The organism is Plantactinospora sp. B24E8, assembly GCF_039871735.1.
Lineage (GTDB): Bacteria > Actinomycetota > Actinomycetes > Mycobacteriales > Micromonosporaceae > Plantactinospora.
This window is the reverse complement of the sequence record NZ_JBDPMH010000009.1, coordinates 190,152-209,755: the sequence shown is the minus strand read 5'-3', so window position 1 is coordinate 209,755 and position 19,604 is coordinate 190,152. Positions and strand designations below refer to the sequence as shown.

The window sequence follows — 19,604 nt, the reverse complement described above, 5'->3', positions numbered from 1 at the left end:
AGGGGCGTGCGATGAGGTCACGGGCGGAGATCGGGCGACTGATCGAGGCGGTCTGTGCCGACCGGGAGTTGGACTGCGAGTCGACGGGCGAGTTCTCGTACGCGGTCACGCTGCCCGGCAGGCACAAGCTCAAGACGATCTGCAACCTGATCGTCGGCGACTACGCGCTGCGGATCGAGGCGTTCGTGATGCGCCAGCCCGACGAGCGGCGCGAGGAACTCTGGACCTGGCTGCTCCAGCGCAACGCCCGGATGTACGGGGTCGCGTTCTCGGTCGACGCGGTCGGCGACGTCTATCTCACCGGCCGGCTGGGCCTGGCCGGGGTGACCGAGGAGGAGTTGGACCGGCTGTTCGGGGCGGTGCTCAACTACGCCGACGAGTCGTTCGACACCATGTTGGAGATCGGGTTCGGTACGGCGATCCGCCGGGAGTGGGAGTGGCGGGTCAAGCGCGGTGAGTCGTTGGCGAACCTCCAGGCCTTCGCGCACCTCTTCGAACGATCCTCTCCGGAAAACTCGGATTTGGACCGCCCCTGACGGGTATGCCCCGGCGGTGCATCGGCGGCCTGTGCCGGTGCTCTGCGGCGGTACAGCGACGACCGCGCCGCCTGCCGAGGTCAGACTGTCAGAGGGAGCGTGAGCGATCATGGCTCAGCGGAACAGTTCCGGTCGCGGCGCGACCGCGACCGCGTCGAAGCGCCGGACCAGCAGCACGGCCGACATCAGCGAAAACAAGATCAGCATGATGAAGGTCGAGGACATCCGGGGGCAGCTCCGGAAACGGGGTGTCTCGGGTATCTCCGCGCTGCGGAAGATGGACCTGGTGAAGAGCCTGGTCCGTACGTTGCGGGCGGAGGGTCGGGGTGGCACCGCCGCCAGGAAGACGACCGCGAAGAAGGCGCCGGCCAGGAAGGCCCCGGCGAAGAAGGCGACCGCCAAGAGGGCACCGGCCAAGAAGGCGACCACGAAGAAGGCGGTCTCCGCGGCGAGCAAGCGGACGACCGGCCGTAAGGCGGTCTCGGCGGCGAGTACGCGGACGGGGGCCCGGAAGACCGTGTCGGCGCCGGCGAAGCGGGCGACCGCGAAGAAGGCTCCGGCGAAGAAGGCCACCACCAAGCGGGCTCCGGCGAAGAAGGCGACGGCGAAGAAGGCGCCGGCGAAGAAGGCGACCACCAAGCGGGCTCCGGCGAAGAAGGCGACCGCGAAGAAGGCGACCGCGAAGAAGGCGCCGGCGAAGAAGGCGTCAGCGACGGCAACGAAGGCGCCGGCCCGGAAGACGACGGCCGCCGCCCGGAAGAGCACGGCCGTCGCCCGGAAGACGACCACCGCGTCGGTCCGGAAGGCCGCCGGGGCGGGCACCGCGCCTGGCCGGAAGACGACCGGCGCGCGGAAGAGCACGTCGGCGGCGGGCGCCCGGAAGGGTACGGCGGCGACCGCGAAGCGGACCGGGGCGGCCGGTGGGGGGCAGTCGAAGAGCCTGAAGTACGCCCAGCCGATCACCTCGTCCCAGGATCAGCCGGAGCGGCCCGGGCGGAGCCTGGTGACCCGCGAACACGATGTCATCCAACGCTGGGCGGAGGCCCGGAACGCACGGCCGGCGACCATCGAGGGCACCGAACGCGAGGGTCGGATCGGCGTGCTGACGTTTGACTTCCCGGGATGGCGGGAAGGCGGTGGACTGAAGCCGGTGAGTTGGGACGAGTGGTTCCAGACGTTTGACCTTCGGCGCCTGAATTTCATCTACCAGGAACAGTTGTCCGATGGTCGGCAGAGCAACTTCTTCCGTACCGAATCACCGGATCGCGAGGACGGATGAGTGTGTGGGGGACAGGACCGGGAATGCTGGCACGAGGCTCGGTGTTGCCCCCTACGACGTCGGAAAAACGCTGCTTGCACCCGATGTGACCGGCGAGACAGCGGTCCTGGGTTGTGTGGCAGATCCGGCGACAACTAACGTTATTACGCGCGTCGCGCTCGGAATCGTTCGGGGGAACGGCGGATCGATCAGATTCGTGCACCGGGCGGCGACGCTGGGGGACGGGTGGCGCATGAGGCCGTTGGGGGACGGCGCCGCCACCTGTAACCGGCGGTGTGTGCGGGCGGCGTTTACGGGGGTGAGCGTCGCCCGCCGCCGCCGGTCCATCTGAAAATCCCCTTTCGTTTTCCCCGTCCCGTTCAGCTGCCCGACACCCGGGTCGGCCTCAGTATTTTGGTCGGCTTCGGCGTTCCGGCGGTGAAGGTCTCGGTGTTCCGGGGCACACCGATCTCCCGCCAGGTGAACGGAATTCCCCGGGCCACGTCCAGGTCCGGTGCGTCCATCAGTTGGAAGTGCACGTGCGGCTCCGTCGAGTTCCCGGAGTTGCCGCAGCGCGCCACCGGCTGTCCGGCCACCACCCGGTCGCCGGCCCGGACCAGCAGTGATCCACGCCGTAGGTGGGCGTACGCGGCGAAGACGCCGTCGCCGAGGTCGAGGACCAGATGGTTGCCGAGGACCTGTCCCGGGCCGACCAGGTCCCGCAGGGACGCCTCGACGATCAGATAGAGCAGTGCCGGCCAGGAGTTGCGGCTGAGATGGTCCCGGTTGCGGTCGACCGCACGGACCACGGTGGCGTCGGCGACGGCGTACAGCGGGGAGTCGAAGGCCGGGAAGTCGCGGTTGCGGCGCATCAACGGCCACCAGCCGAAGCTGGGGCGGGAATCCTCGGTCGGCTCCGCCACCACGTCGATCGCGTACGCCTGTCCGTAGGCCCGTACGCCGTGGCTGGGCACCTTGTCGGCCGGGCTGTTCAACGCCGACCAGCGGCCGGCGACCGGGGCGAGGACCTCGACCGGTCGCGCCGGCCCGGCCGCCTCGCTCGGGGTGAGCAGCCGACCGGTCACGAACCGCAGGATGATGGCGAGCCCGATCGGCACCCAGCCCCAGAGCCAGGAGATGTCGACGACGAACTGCGCCGCCAGCAGCGCGAGGAACGCCAGCCAGCAGAGCCGGTGTAGGACCATCAGGACCTTGGGCACGGTGAAAGCTCCTTCCGGTGGTGGGGGCCGACGCCGGCGGGTCGGTCAGGGCGCCGGTCGGGTCACGGCCGGGCGGCGGCCAGGACGACGAGCAGCGGCACCACCCGGCCGGGCGGAACCTCGTAGCGGCCCCGGGTCGGGCTGTGCAGCCAGCCGGCGGCGGCCAGTTGCCGCAGGTGGTGGTACGCCTGCCCGGTGGTGCCCAGCCCGTCTAGTTCGGTGAGTTCGGTGACCGTACGACGACCGCCGAGGATCTCGCGGAGCAGTCGCATCCGGACCGGATGGCCGAGCGCGGCGAACGACTCCGCCGCCTCGGTCCAGTCGACCTCGTCGAGAACGGTCGCGGTGAGCAGGCCGTACTGCCAGTCGTACCGCTCGTGGGTGGGGAGCCGGACGGTGCCGGTGAAGAGGATCCCGCCGTCGTCGGCACCGAGGTCGGCGAGCTGGCTCTTCAACCCTTCCAGGGCCCAGAAGTCCTGGTCCGGCCGGTGGCCGGCGCGGTCGCGCCCGCCACCTCCCCTCGTCGCGTCGGGGGAGGTGCCGGTCGGCCCGCCCGTGCCGGTCGTGTCCGGCCGCTCCGAGATGGCCGCGAGCTGTCGTGCCAATTCGTCGATCCGCTCGGTGAGCCGGCTCTCCAGTTCCGCCAGCCGTTCCTCCCACTCCATACATCGGAGATTACGTAACTACGTAATCTCCGTCAATGCTGGGAGTGTCGGTTGGCTCCCATCGCTCAGGCGTTGGCCGGTGCGGCCGCCGGGGTCCGGTCCGCACCGGAGGGTCGCGGCGCGGCGGACTCGACGTACGCCGACTCGAGTACCCGCAGGTCGCGGGCCCGGCGCTCCCGGGCGGGGCCGGAGACCAGGTGGGCGACGGCGGCCACGGCGGCGACCGCCGCGCAGCCGAACCAGAGCGCCGAGTTGCCGAACTGCTGCCGGACGAACCCGCCGGCCACCGGGGCCCCGAAGGCCGCCAGCGACCAGGAGAGCGAAAAGAGCCCCTGGTAGCGGCCGCGCAGGGTGGACGGCGACAGTTCGGCGATCAGCGTCGAGTTCGACGGCGAGTTCAACATCTCGCCGAGGGTCCAGATCACCACGGTGAGCGCGTAGAACCACGCCCCGTCGGCGAACGCGGTCAACCCGAAGCCGAGCCCGACCAGCACCGCGGCCAGCGCCAACACGTTCGACCGGCCACGTCCCCGGATCAGTCGCGGGATGAAGAGCTGGCCGACGACGATCAGCACCCCGTTCACCGCGATGACCGTGCCGTAGGTGGAGGGCGACAGACCGTCCTGTCCCATCGCGATCGGCAGCATCGAGATGTGCTGCATGAAGATCAGCGCCAGCAGGACGTTCACCGCCACGAAGCCGACGAAGACCCGGTCGGTCAGGGCGACCCGCAGTCCACCCCGGTGCGGCGCGGCGCCGTCCGGCTGGTTGGCGCCGGGGCGGACGTCCCGCAGCCGCCGGGTCTCGCCGACCTTCAGGAAGATGATGGCGGCGGTGGCCAGCGTCGTCGTCGCGTCGATCACGAAGAGCAGCAGGTAGCTCGCCTCGGCGGCCAGCCCGGCGAGGATCGCCGCGGAGGCGAAGCCCAGGTTGATCGCCCAGTAGTTCAGGGTGAAGGCGCGCAGCCGGTCCTGTTGCGGTACGACGTCGACCAGCATCGCGCCGAAGGCCGGCCGGGCCCCCTCGGCGAAGACGCCGAGCAGCAGCGCGCCGAGCGCGACCAGCCACAGCGGCCGGGCCAGGCCGAGGGCCAGCATCATGGTGGCCGCGCCGACGTGGGCGGTGAGCAGGGTGGGCCGCCGCCCCCAGCGATCGGCGAGGACGCCGCCGGTCAGCGTGCCGACCGCGCCGCCGGCGCCCCAGAGGCCGAGCACGATCCCCGCCTCGAACTCGGAGAAGCCGCGTACCTCGGTCAGGTAGATGGCCAGGAAGATGACGACGAAGGCGCCGAGTCGGTTGACCAGCGTGCCGGCCCAGAGATACCAGAAGGTCCTCGGTAAACCGCCTGTCGTGTCCCGGAACCAGTTCTGGACCGTCCGCACCCCGTGCCCCCGTGCCTCTGTAATGACCACTAGCTGTCAAACGCCTTACGAAGCTAGCCGGAGGCGACATCGCAGGTCACCCGGTTTTCCACGTGTCGGTCGTCACCCAGGGTCGCCGCATGTCGCACCGGCCGGTCCGGCAGGATGATGCCCATGAGTAGGAGCACGAGTACTGGACCGGAGGGCGCCCCGGTGGCGGGCGAGGGCGCCGCGGTGGGCACGTTGGTGCTGCTCCGGCACGGCGAAAGCGACTGGAACGCGAAGAACCTCTTCACCGGCTGGGTCGACGTGGACCTGACCGCCAAGGGAGAGGCCGAGGCCCGGCGCGGCGGCGAACTGCTGCGCGAACACAACCTGCTGCCCGACGTGATGCACACGAGCGTGCTGCGCCGGGCGATCCGCACCGGCGAGCTGGCGCTCAACGCCGCCGACCGGCACTGGATCGCGGTCCGCCGCTCCTGGCGGCTCAACGAGCGGCACTACGGCGCGCTGCAGGGCAAGAACAAGAAGCAGACCCTCGACGAGTACGGCGAGGAGCAGTTCATGCTCTGGCGCCGGTCGTACGACACCCCGCCGCCGCCGATCGCCGACGGTGACGAGTGGTCCCAGGTCGGCGACCCGCGCTACGCCCTGCTCCCGCCCGAGCTGATGCCCCGGACGGAGTGCCTCAAGGACGTCGTCGACCGGATGCTGCCGTACTGGTTCGACTCGATCGTGCCGGACCTGCTGGCCGCTCGTACGGTGCTGGTCGCCGCGCACGGCAACTCGCTGCGGGCGCTGGTCAAGCACCTCGACGACATCTCCGACGAGGCGATCGCCAAGCTGAACATCCCGACCGGCATCCCGCTGCGCTACGACCTCGACCGGTCGATGCGTCCGCTGGTCGCCGGCGGGGCGTACCTCGACCCGGAGGCCGCCAGGGAGGCCGCCGCAGCGGTCGCCAACCAGGGACGCTGAACCCAGGACACAGGCCGGGACGGGCCCCTTCCGCTGTCGGAAGGGGCCCGTCCCGACCGTCACATCTCGCCGGTGACCAGGTAGACGACCCGCTGGCCGGCGTTCACCGCGTGGTCGGCGTACCGCTCGTAGAAGCGGCCGAGCAGTGTCGCGTCGATCGCGGTCTCCACCCCGTACGGCCACTCGTCGTCGAGGACGATCGCGAAGAGCTGCCGGTGCAGCTCGTCCATGGCGTCGTCGTCCTGTTCCAGTTCGGCGGCCAGGTCGGCGTCGGGCTTGGAGAGGACCTCGGCGATCTTGCCGGCCATCCGGTCCGCGGCCTTGGCCATCTCGGTGAAGACGCCGCGCAGCTCGGCCGGGACGGCCGGGGACGGGTGCCGGCGTACCGCCGTCTTCGCCACGTGGTCGGCGAGGTCGCCCATCCGCTCCAGGTCGGCCGCGACGTGCAGGGCGGTGATCAGGGCCCGCAGGTCGGAGGCGACCGGCGCCTGCCGGGCGAGCAGGTCACAGACCCGCTCCTCGACCTGCCGGAAGATGGAGTCGATCTCCGCGTCGCGGTCGATCACCCCTTCGGCGGCCTTCCGGTCCGCGGTGAGCAGCGCCTTGGTGGCCTGACGCATCGCCACCTGCACCGCCTCCGCCATGTCCACCAGGAGTTGGCTCACGATGTTCAGGTCGATCCGGAATTCGTCGCGCATGATCACGTCCTGCTGGTCAGTTCGCCGGGAGGCGACCGGCGTACCACCGGCCGGGTCGGCGGTGGGCCGGCCCGGCGACGGTACGGATGAACGAGGGTCCCGACAACGGTAGGGCGAGGCGACGGCTCCGAGGTGAACCTCGGTGAACGGCACCCGGCCGGACGGTGAACATTCGCGGATGGCCGCGTGATTCGCCCAATTTTGCCTGGTCGATAGGTTAACGATGACCCTACGATCGCCGCGTGGACTGGGGGGTGGTGGCGGGCGTCGTCGGAGGACTCGGGCTTGGCCTGTTCTTCGGCCCGTTCCGGCACCGACTCAACGGGCGGGGCCGATCGTACGACACCGGACAACCCAGGCCCCGGCCCGACATTCCCCGACAGGTCGGCCCAGCGAGCGACACACGTAACAGGAGGCCGGCGATCGGCAACGAGGAACAGGCCGGCGGGCTGTCCGGTCTCGGCCGCAAGAGCCTGGACTCGCTCCGGGTCGGTGTTGTCGTCCTGGACGCCCAGGACGTCCCGGTGCTGGTCAACCCGGCCGCCCGGGCGATGGGGCTGCTCCGGGTCGGCGCCACCCCGGGTACGGTCGCCGCGCATCCGATCATCCGTACCCTGGCCGGCCAGGTCCGCCGCACCGGGGTGCGCCGCGAGGTGGAGCTCGACCTGCCCCGGGGCCGCGACGGGGGCATGCAGGACCCGCTCGGCGTGCACCTGCGGGCGATGGGACTCGGCTCCGGGTACGTGGCCGTCGAGGCCGCCGACGTCACCGAGTCACACCGGGTCGCCCGGGTACGCCGGGACTTCGTGGCCAACGTCAGCCACGAGCTGAAGACCCCGATCGGGGCGTTGCAGCTGCTCGCCGAGGCGCTGCTGGACGCCACCGACCAGACCACCGGAAACGGCACACTGGACCCGTCGGAGGACATGGCGGCGGCCCGCCGGTTCGCCGAGCGGATCCAGCACGAGTCGACCCGGCTCGGCAAGCTCGTCAACGAGCTGCTGGAACTGACCCGGCTGCAGGGCGCCGAGCCGCTGCCCGACCCCGACCCGGTCGCCCTGGACTGGGTGATCGCCGAGGTGCTGGACCGGACCCGAACCGCCGCGAACGCCCGCGAGGTCACCGTGGCCGTCGAGGGCGAACGGGACCTGACGGTGTACGGCAGCGACGGCCAGATCGCCACCGCGGTCAGCAACCTGGTGGAGAACGCGATCGCCTACTCCGGCGAGCGGACGAAGGTCACCGTCGCGGTACGCAGCAGCGAGGAGCACATCGAGATCGCCGTCACCGACCAGGGCATCGGCATCGCCCCCGACGACGTGGGCCGGATCTTCGAACGTTTCTACCGGGCCGACCAGGCCCGGTCGCGGCAGACCGGCGGCACCGGCCTCGGCCTGGCGATCGTGAAACACATCGCGACCAACCATGGCGGTCGGGTCGAGGTGTCCAGCACTCTTGGTGGTGGCTCCACGTTCACCCTGCGGCTGCCGGCCCGACCGCCGGACGCCTTCCTGCCGCCAGCCCCGTCAGTTGAGATCGAGACCGATCCGGTCGGATAGTCCGACGCGCGAATCAGAAAGGAAAGTCCGTGGCCCGCGTACTCGTGGTCGAGGATGAGGAGTCGTTTTCCGACGCCCTCTCCTACCTGCTGCGCAAGGAGGGATTCGAGGTCTCGGCCGCGGCGACCGGCACCGACGCGTTGACCGAGTTCGACCGCACCGGCGCGGACATCGTGCTGCTCGACCTGATGCTGCCGGAGATGTCCGGCACCGAGGTGTGCCGTCAGCTCCGCCAGCGTTCCCAGGTGCCGATCATCATGGTCACCGCCCGGGACAGCGAGATCGACAAGGTGGTCGGCCTGGAGATCGGCGCCGACGACTACGTCACGAAGCCGTACTCGCCCCGCGAACTGGTCGCCCGGGTCCGGGCCGTACTGCGGCGGCGGGGCAACGAGGCCGTCGAGGTCAGCACTCCGACCCTGGCCGCCGGCCCGGTCCGGATGGACATCGAGCGGCACGTGGTGACCGTCGACGGCGCCCCGGTGCAACTGCCGCTGAAGGAGTTCGAGCTGCTGGAGTTGCTGCTCCGCAACGCCGGACGGGTGCTGACCCGGGGGCAGCTGATCGACCGGGTCTGGGGTGCCGACTACGTCGGCGACACCAAGACCCTGGACGTGCACGTGAAGCGGCTGCGGTCGAAGGTCGAGCCGGAGCCGTCCGCGCCGAGGTTCATCGTCACCGTCCGCGGTCTCGGCTACAAGTTCGAGCCGTAGGCCGGCCGTACCCCGACCGGGACTGTGCCGCAGGAGGTCCCGGGGGCCCGGGGCCGGCGACCGGGTGGGCGACCGGCCGAGGTTCAGTGGTCGCCGGCGCCGGTCCGCTGGGCGGCGGGTCGGCGACGACCGGCGGCGGCCTTCGGGCTGGCCGGCTCCCGGCCGCCCTCCTCGCGGTGCACGACCACCGGCTCGGCCTCCGCGGTCGCCGGATGCGTCGCGACCAGGCCACGCCGGGCCCGTTCGCCGCAGATCTCCGCGAGTTTGGCGTACGCCGCCTTGCCGACCAGTGCGGTCAGCTCCGGCTCGTACGAGACGTACATCGGCTCGGTCCCGACGTGTGCCTCCGGCGACGACGTGCACCACCAGTCGAGGTCGTGCCCGCCCGCGCCCCAGCCCCGCCGGTCGAACTCGCCGAGCGTGGAGACCAGCACCTTCGTCCCGTCCGGACGCTTCACCCAGTCCTGGTCGCGACGGACCGGCAGCTGCCAGCAGACGTCCGGCTTGTACTCCAGCGGATGGACGCCGTCGCGCAGCGCCTGGGCGTGCAGCGCGCAACCGCCGCCACCGGGAAAGTCTGCGTCGTTGAGGAACACACATGGGGCGTCCTCGGCCCGGGTCGCGGTACGCCGGGCCGGCGACTCGCCGTCGACCGAGTCCACCTCGGTGTAGTTCTTGAAACCGCGCCGGTAGTGCTGCCAGGTCTGCGGGGTGAGCCGCTTCACCGCCGCCCGGACCCGCTTCTCGTCGTCGGCGTCGGTGAAGAACGCGCCGTGCGAGCAGCAGCCGTCGGCGGCACGACCGGCGATGATGCCGTGGCAGGTCTGGCCGAAGACGCAGGTCCAGCGGGACAGCAGCCAGGTCAGGTCGGCGCGGATCAGGTGCTCCGGGTCGGCCGGGTCGGGAAACTCGATCCACTCCCGAGGAAAGTCGAGCGGGACCTCCCGGCTGCGCGGGTCGGCGGGGTCGTCGACGATGATCCGGAGCTGGTTGCGTGCTGCCACCTGGTCAGCGTACGCCCGCGACCGGCGTTCCGACCTGCGTCTAGGGTGCAACTCATGCGACTCGGCGTACTCGATGTCGGCTCCAACACGGTGCACCTGTTGGTGGTCGACGCCCACCGGGGGGCCCACCCCTGGCCGGCCCATTCGGAAAAGGCGGTGCTCCGGCTCGCCGAACAGATCGGCCGGGACGGCTCGTTGCGCAGAGAAGGAGCGGACGCACTGGTGGCGGCGGTGAACGAGGCGAAGATGTCGGCGGTCCGGCTGACCGCCGACGACGTACTGGCCTTCGCGACCTCCGCGGTCCGGGACGCCACGAACGCGCCGGAGGTGCTGGCCCGGGTCCGCAACGAGACCGGCGTACGCCTGGAGGTGCTCTCCGGTGCCGACGAGGCCCGGATGACCTTCCTCGCCGTACGCCGGTGGTTCGGCTGGTCGGCGGGGCGGCTGCTGGTGCTGGACATCGGCGGCGGCTCGCTGGAGATGGCGGCCGGGATCGACGAGGTCCCGGAGTTCGCCCTCTCGCTGCCGCTCGGTGCCGGCCGGCTGACCCGGGAGTGGTTGGAGCTCGGGCCGGACAGCGGCGACACCCCGTCCAGCCAGGCGGTCGCCAAACTCGAGGAGTACGTGGAGAGCCTGCTCGGCCCGGTGGTCGACGACATGGTGGGAATCGAGTGGGACCGGGTCGCCGCCACCAGCAAGACCTTCCGGACCCTGGCCCGGCTGGCCGGGGCGGCACCGTCCGGGGCCGGGCTCTGGGCGCGGCGCAGTCTGACCCGGACCGGGCTGCGTCAGGTGATCGGCTTCATCCGGCACATGTCGCCGAACCGGCTCGCCGAACTGGAGGGGGTCAGTGCCCGGCGGGCCCACCAGCTGCTGGCCGGGGCGATCGTGGCCGAGGCGGTGATGCGCCGGCTCGGCGTGCAGAGCCTGGACATCTGCCCGTGGGCGTTGCGTGAGGGGGTCATCCTGCGCCGGCTGGACCAGCTGGAGGCGTCCGGGTAGTCGGGCAGCTTTCTCGATGTCGGCCTGAGCTGCTGTTCTGCGGCTTCCCGGGCGATATGCGACGACTCGTCCCGGGTGGTGGGCGCCGGAGCGGGCTACCCTGAAGGACGTGACCACCCGCGTACTGCTGTCCAGTTCCTCGGTCTTCCCCGAGCCGACCGCGGCCGCCTTCGAACTGGCGGCGGCGCTCGGCTACGACGGCGTCGAGGTGATGGTCTGGACCGACGCGGTCAGCCAGGACGCCGGGGCGCTGCGCGGGCTGGCGAAGCACTACGGCGTGCCGGTCCTGTCGGTGCACTCGCCCTGCCTGCTGGTCACCCAGCGGGTCTGGAGTTCCGACCCGTGGGAGCGGCTGCGTCGGTCGGCGATCCTGGCCGAGACCCTGGAGGCGCCGACCGTGGTGGTGCACCCGCCGTTCAGCTGGCAGCGTGACTACGCCCGGTCGTTCGTCGACGGGCTGGAGCGGCTGGCGGCCGGGCACACCGGGATCCGGTTCGCTGTCGAGAACATGTACCCGGTCCGGATGGCGGGTCGGAAGTTCGTGCCGTACCAGCCGGGCTGGGACCCGACCGACACCGGCTACGACGCCTACACCCTGGACATCTCGCACTGCGCCGCCGCACAGACCGACGCGTTGGCGATGGCCGACCGGATGGGCGGCGGGCTGGCCCACGTACACCTGGGGGACGGCACCGGCGAGGGCCGGGACGAGCACCTGGTGCCCGGCCGGGGCACCCAGCCCTGCGGCGAACTGCTCGCCTCGCTGGCCGGACGCGGCTTCACCGGCTCGGTCGCCCTGGAGGTCTCCACCCGGCGGGCCCGCAGCCGCGCCGACCGGGAGGAGGACCTGCGGGCGGCGCTGGCGTACGCCCGCGAGCACCTGGCCGCCGGTACGCCCGCCCCGGTCGACGCGCACACCGCCGGCTGACCCGGTCCTCCCGCCGGGTCTTCCGTGCCGCCGTTTTCCGGTCACATCGCCGGGTAACCGCGATCTGCTCCACCGGACGGGCGCGACCCGGGCCGGCGGACGCAGCCGATCCGTGGTCGCGAACCAGACCTTCGGGACGGAAGGGGGCACGGGTGAGTGACAGGCGCGATGCGGACGAGGACGTCGCGGCGTTCTTCGCCCGGGTCGCCCGGTGCGGCGTCGAGCCCCGACTCAGCGGGGTCACCGGCGGCATCCGATTCGAGATAACCGAGGACCGGGACTACCGGCAGCGCGACGGCGGGGACATCGAGTACTGGGTCGTCACGTTCGACGACGGTCGGGTCCACGTCCGGGCGGGTCAACATCCCGCCGACACGGTCGTCCGGGTCGGCCGGCCGATCCTCCTCGAAATGATCAACGGTCGGATGACGCTGGTGCAGGCCTGGGCCGGTGAGCGGCTGGTGGTGTACGGGACACCGGCCAAGTTCCTCCAGTTCTGGCTGATCCCGCATCTTGTCGCCGGCGAGCCGGGCGCCGACCATCCCCGGGAGTTCGTGCGGAGGCACCGGCGATGAGCTCCGACGCGGTACGCATCCTCGACGGCAACATGTTCCTGGTCAGCGCTGCCAACGGCGACATCGAACCGTCGCGGTCGTTCCCCACCGGCCTGTTCACGCTCGACATCCGCCACCTGTCCACCTGGAAGCTCACCATCGACGGCGAACCGCTCACCGTGCTGTCGGTGGACCAGCCACACTACTTCGAGGCGACGTTCTTCCTGGTGCCCGGCGAGCCGACGCTCTACGTGGAGTCCGAGGTGACGATCGTCCGGCAGCGCGACATCACCCGCAGCATGTGCGAGTGGCTGACGGTGCTGAACCATGGCGTCGACCCGGTCGATCTGACGATCCGGGTCGAGGCCGGCTGCGATTTCGCCGACCTGTTCGAGGTGAAGAACGTCGAACCGAAGGTGGGCGACTTCTCCACCGAGATCGGCGCCGACCGGCTCACCTTCCACTACCGGCGCGACATGTACGCCCGCTCCACGGTCATCTCGGCCACCGGTCCGGTCGAGGTCGACGAGGACGGCTTCACCTTCCGGGTGCACGTCGAGCCGGACGGCAGGTGGACGACCCACCTGCACGTGGAGACCGTCGGGTGGGACGGTCGCGACATCCGGACGACACTGCAGGGTCAGGCCCGACGGGAACGCCCGAGGCTGGTCCATGAACTGCAGATGTGGCTCGACGAGATGCCCCGACTGGAGTGCGACCACGACGAGTTCGAGGTCACCTACCAGCGGAGCCTGGTCGACCTGGCCGCGCTCCGGTTCCGGCCGCTGAGCGGACAGGCGGCGTTGACGGACTACGACCCGGAGTACCGGGTGCCGGCGGCCGGTCTGCCGTGGTTCATGAGCGTCTTCGGCCGGGACAGCATCCTGACCTCGTTGCAGACCCTTGCCTACGCACCGCATCTCGCAGCCTCGACGCTGCGGGTGCTGGCCCGGGCGCAGGCGGTGGCGCTGGACAACTTCCGGGACGCCGAGCCGGGGAAGATCCTGCACGAGATCCGGTACGGCACCACCGCCGCCTTCGCCGAACAGCCGCACACGCCGTACTTCGGCTCTGCGGACTCCACCCCGCTGTTCGTGATCCTGCTCGACGAGTACGAGGCGTGGACCGGGGACAGCGACCTGGTGCGACTGCTGGAACCGCAGACCCGGGCCGCGCTGGCCTGGATCGACGAGTACGGCGACCTGCTCGGCAACGGCTACCTCAGCTACCAGACCCGCAACGAGCGGACCGGACTGGTGAACCAGTGCTGGAAGGACTCCCCGAACGCGATCTGCTACCGGGACGGGCGGCTGCCCGGCCTGCCCCGGGCAACCTGCGAGCTGCAGGGGTACGCGTACGACGCGAAACTGCGGGCCGCCCGGCTGGCCCGCGAGGTCTGGCACGACCCGGCGTACGCGGACGAGCTGGAACGGTCGGCGGAGGAGTTGAAGCGGCGGTTCAACCGCGACTTCTGGATCGCCGACGAGGGCTACTACGCCCTGGCGTTGGGGCCGGACGGCGACCAGGTCGACGCGCTCTCCTCAAACATCGGCCATCTGCTGTGGAGCGGCATCGTCGACGAGGACAGGGCGGACGCGGTCGTCGGACACCTGATGGGCCCGCGTCTGCATTCCGGCTGGGGGGTGCGGACGCTGGCCGAGCACTCCGCCCGGTACAACCCGATCGGCTACCACACCGGCACGGTGTGGCCGTTCGACAACTCGTTCATCGCCTGGGGTCTGCGCCGGTACGGGTACCGCCAGGAGGCGGCCCGGATCGCGCGCGACATCTTCGAGGCGGCGTCGCACTTCGACGGGCGGCTGCCGGAGGCGTTCGCCGGGTACGACCGGAAGACGTCCGCCGCTCCGGTCGAGTACCCGACCGCCTGCAGCCCGCAGGCGTGGTCGACCGGGGCGCCGCTGCTGTTACTGCGGATCGTGCTCGGGCTCAACTCGTCCGGCGACGAACTCGCGGTGGACCCCGAGGTGCCCCGTGAACTCGGCCGGGTGCGGCTGAGTCACATTCCTGGCCGGTGGGGCCGCGGGGACGTGGACTTCCGTCCCTGAGTTCCCTCCGGGCGCTGCCTTCCCGGGGCCTTCTCCTGGTCGACACCACCCGCCTCTGCCACGTGTTATAAGTATTATCTGAGGAGGACGGATAATGCTTATATCGGCGAACATCTGGCGCGCGTTGATCGAAGCCGGGATCACCGCTGTGCCGGTTGACGCGAGCCAGGTCGAACTCCGCCACGGTGAGCGGCGGAGCACGGTTCCCGTCTTGGCCTTCTCGGTGCCGCTGAATCCCAGCGATCTCGGACGGTTTCCGGGATGGCGGACTCAGCCGGTGCTGCTGATCGTTCCGTCGGCTTCGGCTGCTGTGCAGGCGTTGCTGGAGGAGGCCGGCTGGTCCTGGCTGGTCGATGATGATCACCAAGTGCGCGGCGTGATCCACATCGCGGGGTACCGGGTCGAACTCGGCCACGGGAAGAAGGGCCGTTCGGGTGGGCCCGGAGCCCGCCAGCGTCGGCCGGGTCGGCTGCCCTGGGGTGCGTTCGCCCTGCTACGCCGACTTGTCGAGCGGCCGTTCAGCAGTCAGCGGCAGTTGGCGGAGCTGGCGGGGATCTCCCAACCGCGGGTGTCCCAGACGCTCCGGATGCTGACCGACCACGGGCTTGTGGAACGGGACGCGGCCGGCTGGCGGGTGCGGGACTTCGACGAGGCAACCCGGTGGTGGCTGGCGGAGTACCCAGGCCCTGGCGGCCTGCGTACCTTCTGGTACGGCCTCGACTCCCCGGTGTCCCAGGCGCGCGCGGTGATCGAGCTCGCTGACCCGGCCACCGGCTGGCCCGACTCTGCCCACATCCGGCCCTCGGCTGTGGTCTCCGGTGACGTGGCCGCTGACTTCATAGCGCCGTGGCGTAACCCGGGACGGGCGATTGTCTACACACGTGCGGGGCTCGACCTGGCCGCCGCCGGCTTCGTGCCCGCGTTGCAGGAGGACTCCACGCTGGAGTACGTCATCCCCGAAGACCCGGGTGTGTGGCCCCCTGCGGTGACCGACCTGGGACCCCCTGCCGGCTCGCTGCCGCTGGCTGATCCGATGCAGATCCTCTGGGACATGTGCCGTGTGCCAGGCCCGGATACGGATGAGGCGGTCACCCGCCTGTGGGAGGCGTTGCGTAGCCGCAGCCGGCTCGCCAACCGAAAGGACGCGGCGTGAAGGACCCGGAGCCGACAGACGCCATTTCCCTCTCGGTCGCGTCCACCAGCAGGGCGGCGGATGCCGGTTACCGAACCCTCGCCGACCTGTCCGAGATCGCCGCCGAACTCGGGATCGACTACCGGATCGTCGGCGGGCACATGGTGACACTGCTTGTCGCCGCCTACGGCGTCGCGGACCAGGTGCCGATGCGGGAGACGGCCGACGCGGACTTCGCCGCGTTGCCTTCGGTCATCGCTGATCCTCGTCTGCCGACGGCGCTGACTGGGCGCGGCTATCTGACCCGAGGCGCGGCGAACCGGTTCGTACGTGAGCGAGCGGACCGGTACGGACCACTCGAGTTGGTCGTGGACGTGCTCGCGCCCTCCTATCGGGGTGCCCTGGTACCCAACCAGCGTCACGGCGACCTGGTCGTCGACGAGGTGCCGGGACTGCTGTTGGCGTTGCATCGCCCTGGTACCACGGTGGATCTCCGGGTTCGTCTCACGGCTGGCGACGATCTCCGTACCCGGCTGGTGCTGCCGGAGCTGACGTCGGCAATATGCGTCAAAGCCTTCGCCTATCGAGGGCGGTTCGCCGACAAGGATGCGGTCGATCTCTGGCGGCTGCTCAACGCGGCCTACGTCGCCGGGCTCCGTGCGTCGGACTGGCCGACCAGCGTTACCGGCCGACAGGCGGGACAGGTGCTGTTCCGCTTCTTCGGTGCTCCGAACGCAACCGGCCTCAAGCAGGTCTCGAACCTCTCCGGGGAACGGACGCGGATGCAGGCACTTGTCCGGCAGGTCGTCACACCAACCCACTGACGTGGGCGAGAACGGTCGAAGCGCCGCCTGTCCCACGACGCGAAGACAGGCGGTCGCGCAGGATCGGGTCAGATCGCCAGCTATCGGGGTGGGATGAGCACCCGCTCGACCCACGGGGTACGGCACAGGTCGTCGTCGAGGTCGGATCCGGTGACCTGTGTGACGGCGGCGGCGTCGGCCAGCGTCACCCGCAGTCGCGACTGGAGCAGGTCAGGCCGGAGCTTCGTCAGTTCCGCGAGTTCGTCGGCGTTCAGCCCGTACCGCTGTCGGAGCCCGTCGGTGGCCTGCGCGCGGGTTTCCCGTACCACCCCGGTCACGCCGGGGAAGGCTTCCAGTCTCGCCAGGATGGCCTGCTGCTGTGCCTCGTCGGCACCGTCGGTCAGGACCACCCAGATCTCGTTCGGCGAGACACCCTGCAGCGGTGGCAGCGCATCGACACACTCGCTCACCGCGCCGTCACCGGGCTTGCCGGGGAGAACGACGTCGTCCACGCCTGGCAGGGCGAGCAGTTCGGTACGGAGCGGGCTGGCGGCGGCCCGGTCGAACGCGGCCCGGTCGCGCACGGTCAGCATCAGGGACTCCGGCAGCGACTCCGGGTTGACCTGGGCGAGCATCTCCGGCCGGTCCTTGAAGAGTTCCTTGAACCGCTGGTACGCCTGCTCCCGGGACTCGAACCTGACCTCCGTCGCGCCCGGTACGGCCCGCAGCCGCGCCTCGATCGCCTGCTTCTGCTGCTCCGTGACGTCCTCGGTCAGGAAGACCGAGATGGGGGCCGCCGGCTCGGTCGGGGGACCGTCCGGGGTGCAGCCGGCGAGGCCGGCACCGAGCAGGGCCGCCACCAGTACGGCAGAAGCTTTTTTCCACATGGCCCGGAACGGTAGTCGAGGCCGTCTATCCGGGACATCGGATAACTCCCCGGGTGCGACACGCGGACATAGGGGTCTTTGCTGGAAAAGACTGGAACTTGTACGCTCACGCCTCATGGCGGAGTCCGTGGAGGTGCTGGAACGGCGGATCGACGCCCTCCGGGCGGAGGTACGTCGTGCCGTGGTGGCTCGGGACAATCCGCGTACCCGGGCGCTCCGGGCCGAACTGCGGGCCGCCGAACGTGCCTGGGAGCAGGCCATCACCGACCTCGCCGACGCCCCTGAGCCCGCCGTCTCCGAGCCCGCCGCTCCCGCCGCCGTGCCCGGGCAGGCCGGCCGGGCCGCCGGCTCGTCGCGGTCCACCCGGGCGACCGGCTCGCCGCAGGCCGCCCGGGCAACGGCTTCGACGCGCTCCGGACGGGCCGGCGCCGGTGGCTCGCTGCTGCCGGTCCGGGAGCAGGTGCACCACGCGTTGACCCTGCTCTGCGTACCGGCCGCGTCGAAACTGATCGCCGACGTACACGAGGCGTTCTTCGACGGCGGAGGGCTCGACGGCGGAGGGCACGGCCTGGCCCCGGCCCGCCTCACCCACCTGCGCCGGGACGAGCGACGGTCGTACGAGACCGCCCGGCACTCGCGGCCGTACTATCTCTGCGCGGCGCTGACCGCCGACCACCTGACGCCGGCGCGCGGCCTCTTCGGGGTCTCCACCTGGCCGCTGGAACGGCGGATCGTCGGCCCGCTCAGTCCCCGGGTCGACTTCCTCACCGCGGCGGTCCGGATCGCCGAGCGGGCGGCCCGGATGCCACAGCCGAACCCCCAGTTGACCCGGCTGCTGTGGCGGTTCGCCACCAACATCCCCGGCGCGTCGGCCGGGCAGATACCCGGCACAGTGGACACAAGGGTGATCATCGAAGCTGCCGAGCACGAGCGTGAGGTGCACGCCGAGGCCGACCGGGCCCACCGGGCGGCGGCGGCCGACCGGGCCCGCCGGCACCTCGACGACGTCGCGCAACTCTTCGGCCACACGCTGGACCGGGTCAGGGAGACGAGGACGGCATGACGAGCAGCATCACCAGCACCGGAGTCGGCACCACCGAGCGGCTGGCCGCGATCCGGGGCGGTACGGCACCGAAACGGCACAACGCCCGGACCATCGCCGCGCTCACCCGTAATCCCGGCTGTGCCCGGCGGGCCGTACTCGACTGTGCGGGAGTGGACAAGCAGCGGCTGGCCGCGTACGTCGACTTCCCGGCCCGGTTCGGCCAGTCCGGGTTCGCCATCGCCCGGGGCAACGCGTTCGAGGCGCAGGTGAAGGCGAACGGCGCCGCCGAACTGCTGGCCCTGCTCCGGGAACGGCTCGGACTGCCGATTCCCGAGGTGGCGTACGACGACCTGGAGTCGGTGACCGGCCGGGAGAAGGAGAGCGCCGAGGTCCGGTACGCCCGCTCCCGGGCCCTGCTGACCCGGGCCGCCGCCGGGGCTGACGACGCCGGCACCCTCTTCGACCATCCGCTGCTCCGGATCGACGTCGCCGGGCAGCCGGTCTACCTCGAACCGGACCTGATCGCCTTCCAGGCGGGAGGCCGGTTCCACGTCGTCGAGATCAAGTCGTTCGCGGTGGTGGACGGGCAGGCCGACGCGGGAAAGGTCTCCTCGGCGGCGATCCAGTCGGCGGTCTACGTGCTGGCGATGCGGGAACTGCTGGCCAGCGCCGGATTCGACCCGGAGATCGTCTCGCACGACGTGATCCTGGTCTGCCCCCGGGACTTCTCCAACCAGCCGACCGCGGTGCTGATCGACGTACGCAAGCAGATGGCCGTGCTGCGCCGGCAGCTGAGCCGGATGACAAAGGTCGACCAGCTGCTGGCCGCGCTGCCGGCGGACCTCAGCTTCGACCTGGCGCCGGACGCGGCCGGGGTCCCGACCCGGGAGCCGGCGGCGGTCGCCGACGCGCTGCGGGCCGTCGACTCCCGGTACGCGCCGGACTGCCTGGCCGTCTGTGAACTGGCGTACTTCTGCCGGGACGAGGCACGCGGCTGCACGGCGGCACTCGGCCCGTCGACCCGGGAGGCGCTCGGCGGCATCGAACACGTGGAAACCGTGCTCGGGCTGGCCGGTGAGACCCTGGAACCGGCCGAGGAGCAGGCGGAGGCCGCCGCGCTGCTGCGGGCCGCCGCCCGGCTGCGCGCCGAGGTCCTGGCCGGGGCGCCGGCATGACCACGTCGGCGCGGATCGGG

At 70.9% G+C, this 19,604-nt stretch carries 20 protein-coding genes; 13 read left to right on the top strand and 7 right to left on the bottom strand.

Translation table 11 applies throughout. The features are described from left to right. Window positions 1–11: 11 nt before the first annotated feature. Window positions 12–536 (top strand): YbjN domain-containing protein, encoded by a 525-nt coding sequence (locus ABGB21_RS16885; RefSeq protein ID WP_347651878.1) that lies wholly within the window; start codon window positions 12–14, stop codon window positions 534–536. A 114-nt stretch (window positions 537–650) separates the two neighbouring features. Here the strand turns inward: ABGB21_RS16885 and ABGB21_RS16880 are convergent, their stop codons facing one another. Continuing rightward, entirely contained in the window at window positions 651–1,499 is an 849-nt protein-coding gene (locus ABGB21_RS16880) for a hypothetical protein (RefSeq protein ID WP_347678491.1), read from the bottom strand. A gap of 40 nt (window positions 1,500–1,539) precedes the next feature. On the opposite strand from ABGB21_RS16880, the gene ABGB21_RS16875 reads away from it, so the two are divergent. Then, window positions 1,540–1,815 (top strand): hypothetical protein, encoded by a 276-nt coding sequence (locus ABGB21_RS16875; RefSeq protein ID WP_347651980.1) that lies wholly within the window; start codon window positions 1,540–1,542, stop codon window positions 1,813–1,815. A gap of 359 nt (window positions 1,816–2,174) precedes the next feature. On the opposite strand, the gene ABGB21_RS16870 is transcribed toward ABGB21_RS16875, so the two are convergent. The 3 genes from ABGB21_RS16870 to ABGB21_RS16860 all read right to left on the bottom strand — a co-directional run bounded on the left by ABGB21_RS16870 (window position 2,175) and on the right by ABGB21_RS16860 (window position 5,061). After that, a complete protein-coding gene (locus tag ABGB21_RS16870; RefSeq protein WP_347678467.1) occupies window positions 2,175–3,014 on the bottom strand; it encodes a M23 family metallopeptidase in 840 nt (279 codons plus the stop codon). Window positions 3,015–3,076: 62 nt separating this feature from the next. Next, a complete protein-coding gene (locus tag ABGB21_RS16865; protein ID WP_347678465.1) occupies window positions 3,077–3,679 on the bottom strand; it encodes a helix-turn-helix domain-containing protein in 603 nt (200 codons plus the stop codon). A 65-nt stretch (window positions 3,680–3,744) separates the two neighbouring features. Continuing rightward, on the bottom strand, window positions 3,745–5,061 hold the full coding sequence (locus ABGB21_RS16860) for an MFS transporter (RefSeq protein WP_347651875.1): 1,317 nt from the start codon (window positions 5,059–5,061) through the stop codon (window positions 3,745–3,747). A gap of 153 nt (window positions 5,062–5,214) precedes the next feature. Here ABGB21_RS16860 and ABGB21_RS16855 point away from each other — a divergent pair, with 153 nt between their 5' ends. Then, the gene (locus tag ABGB21_RS16855) at window positions 5,215–6,018 is read left to right on the top strand and encodes a phosphoglyceromutase (protein ID WP_347651874.1); all 804 of its coding nucleotides are present in this window, start codon (window positions 5,215–5,217) and stop codon (window positions 6,016–6,018) included. Between the two features lie 59 nt (window positions 6,019–6,077). Here ABGB21_RS16855 and phoU read toward each other — a convergent pair whose 3' ends face one another. Then, on the bottom strand, window positions 6,078–6,716 hold the full coding sequence (gene phoU, locus ABGB21_RS16850) for a phosphate signaling complex protein PhoU (protein WP_347651873.1): 639 nt from the start codon (window positions 6,714–6,716) through the stop codon (window positions 6,078–6,080). A 242-nt stretch (window positions 6,717–6,958) separates the two neighbouring features. Here phoU and ABGB21_RS16845 point away from each other — a divergent pair, with 242 nt between their 5' ends. Both ABGB21_RS16845 and ABGB21_RS16840 read left to right on the top strand, forming a co-directional pair. Beyond that, entirely contained in the window at window positions 6,959–8,275 is a 1,317-nt protein-coding gene (locus ABGB21_RS16845; protein WP_347651872.1) for an ATP-binding protein, read from the top strand. Between the two features lie 29 nt (window positions 8,276–8,304). Then, window positions 8,305–8,988: a response regulator transcription factor gene (locus ABGB21_RS16840; protein WP_331214460.1), complete on the top strand. Its 684-nt coding sequence runs from the start codon at window positions 8,305–8,307 to the stop codon at window positions 8,986–8,988. Between the two features lie 83 nt (window positions 8,989–9,071). Here ABGB21_RS16840 and ABGB21_RS16835 read toward each other — a convergent pair whose 3' ends face one another. Beyond that, window positions 9,072–9,992: a hypothetical protein gene (locus ABGB21_RS16835; RefSeq protein WP_347678463.1), complete on the bottom strand. Its 921-nt coding sequence runs from the start codon at window positions 9,990–9,992 to the stop codon at window positions 9,072–9,074. A 54-nt stretch (window positions 9,993–10,046) separates the two neighbouring features. Here ABGB21_RS16835 and ABGB21_RS16830 point away from each other — a divergent pair, with 54 nt between their 5' ends. The 6 genes from ABGB21_RS16830 to ABGB21_RS16805 all read left to right on the top strand — a co-directional run bounded on the left by ABGB21_RS16830 (window position 10,047) and on the right by ABGB21_RS16805 (window position 16,498). Continuing rightward, on the top strand, window positions 10,047–10,994 hold the full coding sequence (locus ABGB21_RS16830; protein WP_347651870.1) for a Ppx/GppA phosphatase family protein: 948 nt from the start codon (window positions 10,047–10,049) through the stop codon (window positions 10,992–10,994). Window positions 10,995–11,103: 109 nt separating this feature from the next. Further along, window positions 11,104–11,922: a sugar phosphate isomerase/epimerase gene (locus tag ABGB21_RS16825; protein WP_347651869.1), complete on the top strand. Its 819-nt coding sequence runs from the start codon at window positions 11,104–11,106 to the stop codon at window positions 11,920–11,922. Window positions 11,923–12,074: 152 nt separating this feature from the next. Then, on the top strand, window positions 12,075–12,497 hold the full coding sequence (locus ABGB21_RS16820; protein ID WP_347651868.1) for an SCP2 sterol-binding domain-containing protein: 423 nt from the start codon (window positions 12,075–12,077) through the stop codon (window positions 12,495–12,497). Continuing rightward, window positions 12,494–14,542: a glycogen debranching N-terminal domain-containing protein gene (locus ABGB21_RS16815; protein WP_347678461.1), complete on the top strand. Its 2,049-nt coding sequence runs from the start codon at window positions 12,494–12,496 to the stop codon at window positions 14,540–14,542. Before ABGB21_RS16820 ends, ABGB21_RS16815 begins: the two co-directional genes overlap by 4 nt. A 94-nt stretch (window positions 14,543–14,636) precedes the next feature. Beyond that, on the top strand, window positions 14,637–15,695 hold the full coding sequence (locus ABGB21_RS16810; protein ID WP_347678459.1) for a winged helix-turn-helix transcriptional regulator: 1,059 nt from the start codon (window positions 14,637–14,639) through the stop codon (window positions 15,693–15,695). Beyond that, the gene (locus ABGB21_RS16805; protein WP_347651865.1) at window positions 15,692–16,498 is read left to right on the top strand and encodes a hypothetical protein; all 807 of its coding nucleotides are present in this window, start codon (window positions 15,692–15,694) and stop codon (window positions 16,496–16,498) included. Before ABGB21_RS16810 ends, ABGB21_RS16805 begins: the two co-directional genes overlap by 4 nt. A gap of 80 nt (window positions 16,499–16,578) precedes the next feature. Here the strand turns inward: ABGB21_RS16805 and ABGB21_RS16800 are convergent, their stop codons facing one another. After that, complete coding sequence (locus ABGB21_RS16800) at window positions 16,579–17,364, bottom strand: permease-like cell division protein FtsX (RefSeq protein ID WP_347678457.1); 786 nt, start codon at window positions 17,362–17,364, stop codon at window positions 16,579–16,581. A 115-nt stretch (window positions 17,365–17,479) separates the two neighbouring features. On the opposite strand from ABGB21_RS16800, the gene ABGB21_RS16795 reads away from it, so the two are divergent. After that, on the top strand, window positions 17,480–18,427 hold the full coding sequence (locus ABGB21_RS16795; RefSeq protein WP_347678455.1) for a hypothetical protein: 948 nt from the start codon (window positions 17,480–17,482) through the stop codon (window positions 18,425–18,427). Further along, on the top strand, window positions 18,424–19,584 hold the full coding sequence (locus ABGB21_RS16790) for a hypothetical protein (protein WP_347651862.1): 1,161 nt from the start codon (window positions 18,424–18,426) through the stop codon (window positions 19,582–19,584). The genes ABGB21_RS16795 and ABGB21_RS16790 overlap by 4 nt, the downstream gene beginning before the upstream one ends. Window positions 19,585–19,604: the final 20 nt, after the last annotated feature.

Coding starts and splice junctions, on each gene's coding strand:
- ABGB21_RS16885 (WP_347651878.1), top strand. CDS start 12: ATGAGGTCACGGGCGGAGATCGGGCGACTGATCGAGGCGGTCTGTGCC.
- ABGB21_RS16865 (WP_347678465.1), bottom strand. CDS start 3,679: ATGGAGTGGGAGGAACGGCTGGCGGAACTGGAGAGCCGGCTCACCGAG.
- ABGB21_RS16855 (WP_347651874.1), top strand. CDS start 5,215: ATGAGTAGGAGCACGAGTACTGGACCGGAGGGCGCCCCGGTGGCGGGC.
- phoU (WP_347651873.1), bottom strand. CDS start 6,716: ATGCGCGACGAATTCCGGATCGACCTGAACATCGTGAGCCAACTCCTG.
- ABGB21_RS16830 (WP_347651870.1), top strand. CDS start 10,047: ATGCGACTCGGCGTACTCGATGTCGGCTCCAACACGGTGCACCTGTTG.
- ABGB21_RS16815 (WP_347678461.1), top strand. CDS start 12,494: ATGAGCTCCGACGCGGTACGCATCCTCGACGGCAACATGTTCCTGGTC.
- ABGB21_RS16810 (WP_347678459.1), top strand. CDS start 14,637: ATGCTTATATCGGCGAACATCTGGCGCGCGTTGATCGAAGCCGGGATC.
- ABGB21_RS16800 (WP_347678457.1), bottom strand. CDS start 17,364: ATGTGGAAAAAAGCTTCTGCCGTACTGGTGGCGGCCCTGCTCGGTGCC.
- ABGB21_RS16795 (WP_347678455.1), top strand. CDS start 17,480: ATGGCGGAGTCCGTGGAGGTGCTGGAACGGCGGATCGACGCCCTCCGG.
- ABGB21_RS16790 (WP_347651862.1), top strand. CDS start 18,424: ATGACGAGCAGCATCACCAGCACCGGAGTCGGCACCACCGAGCGGCTG.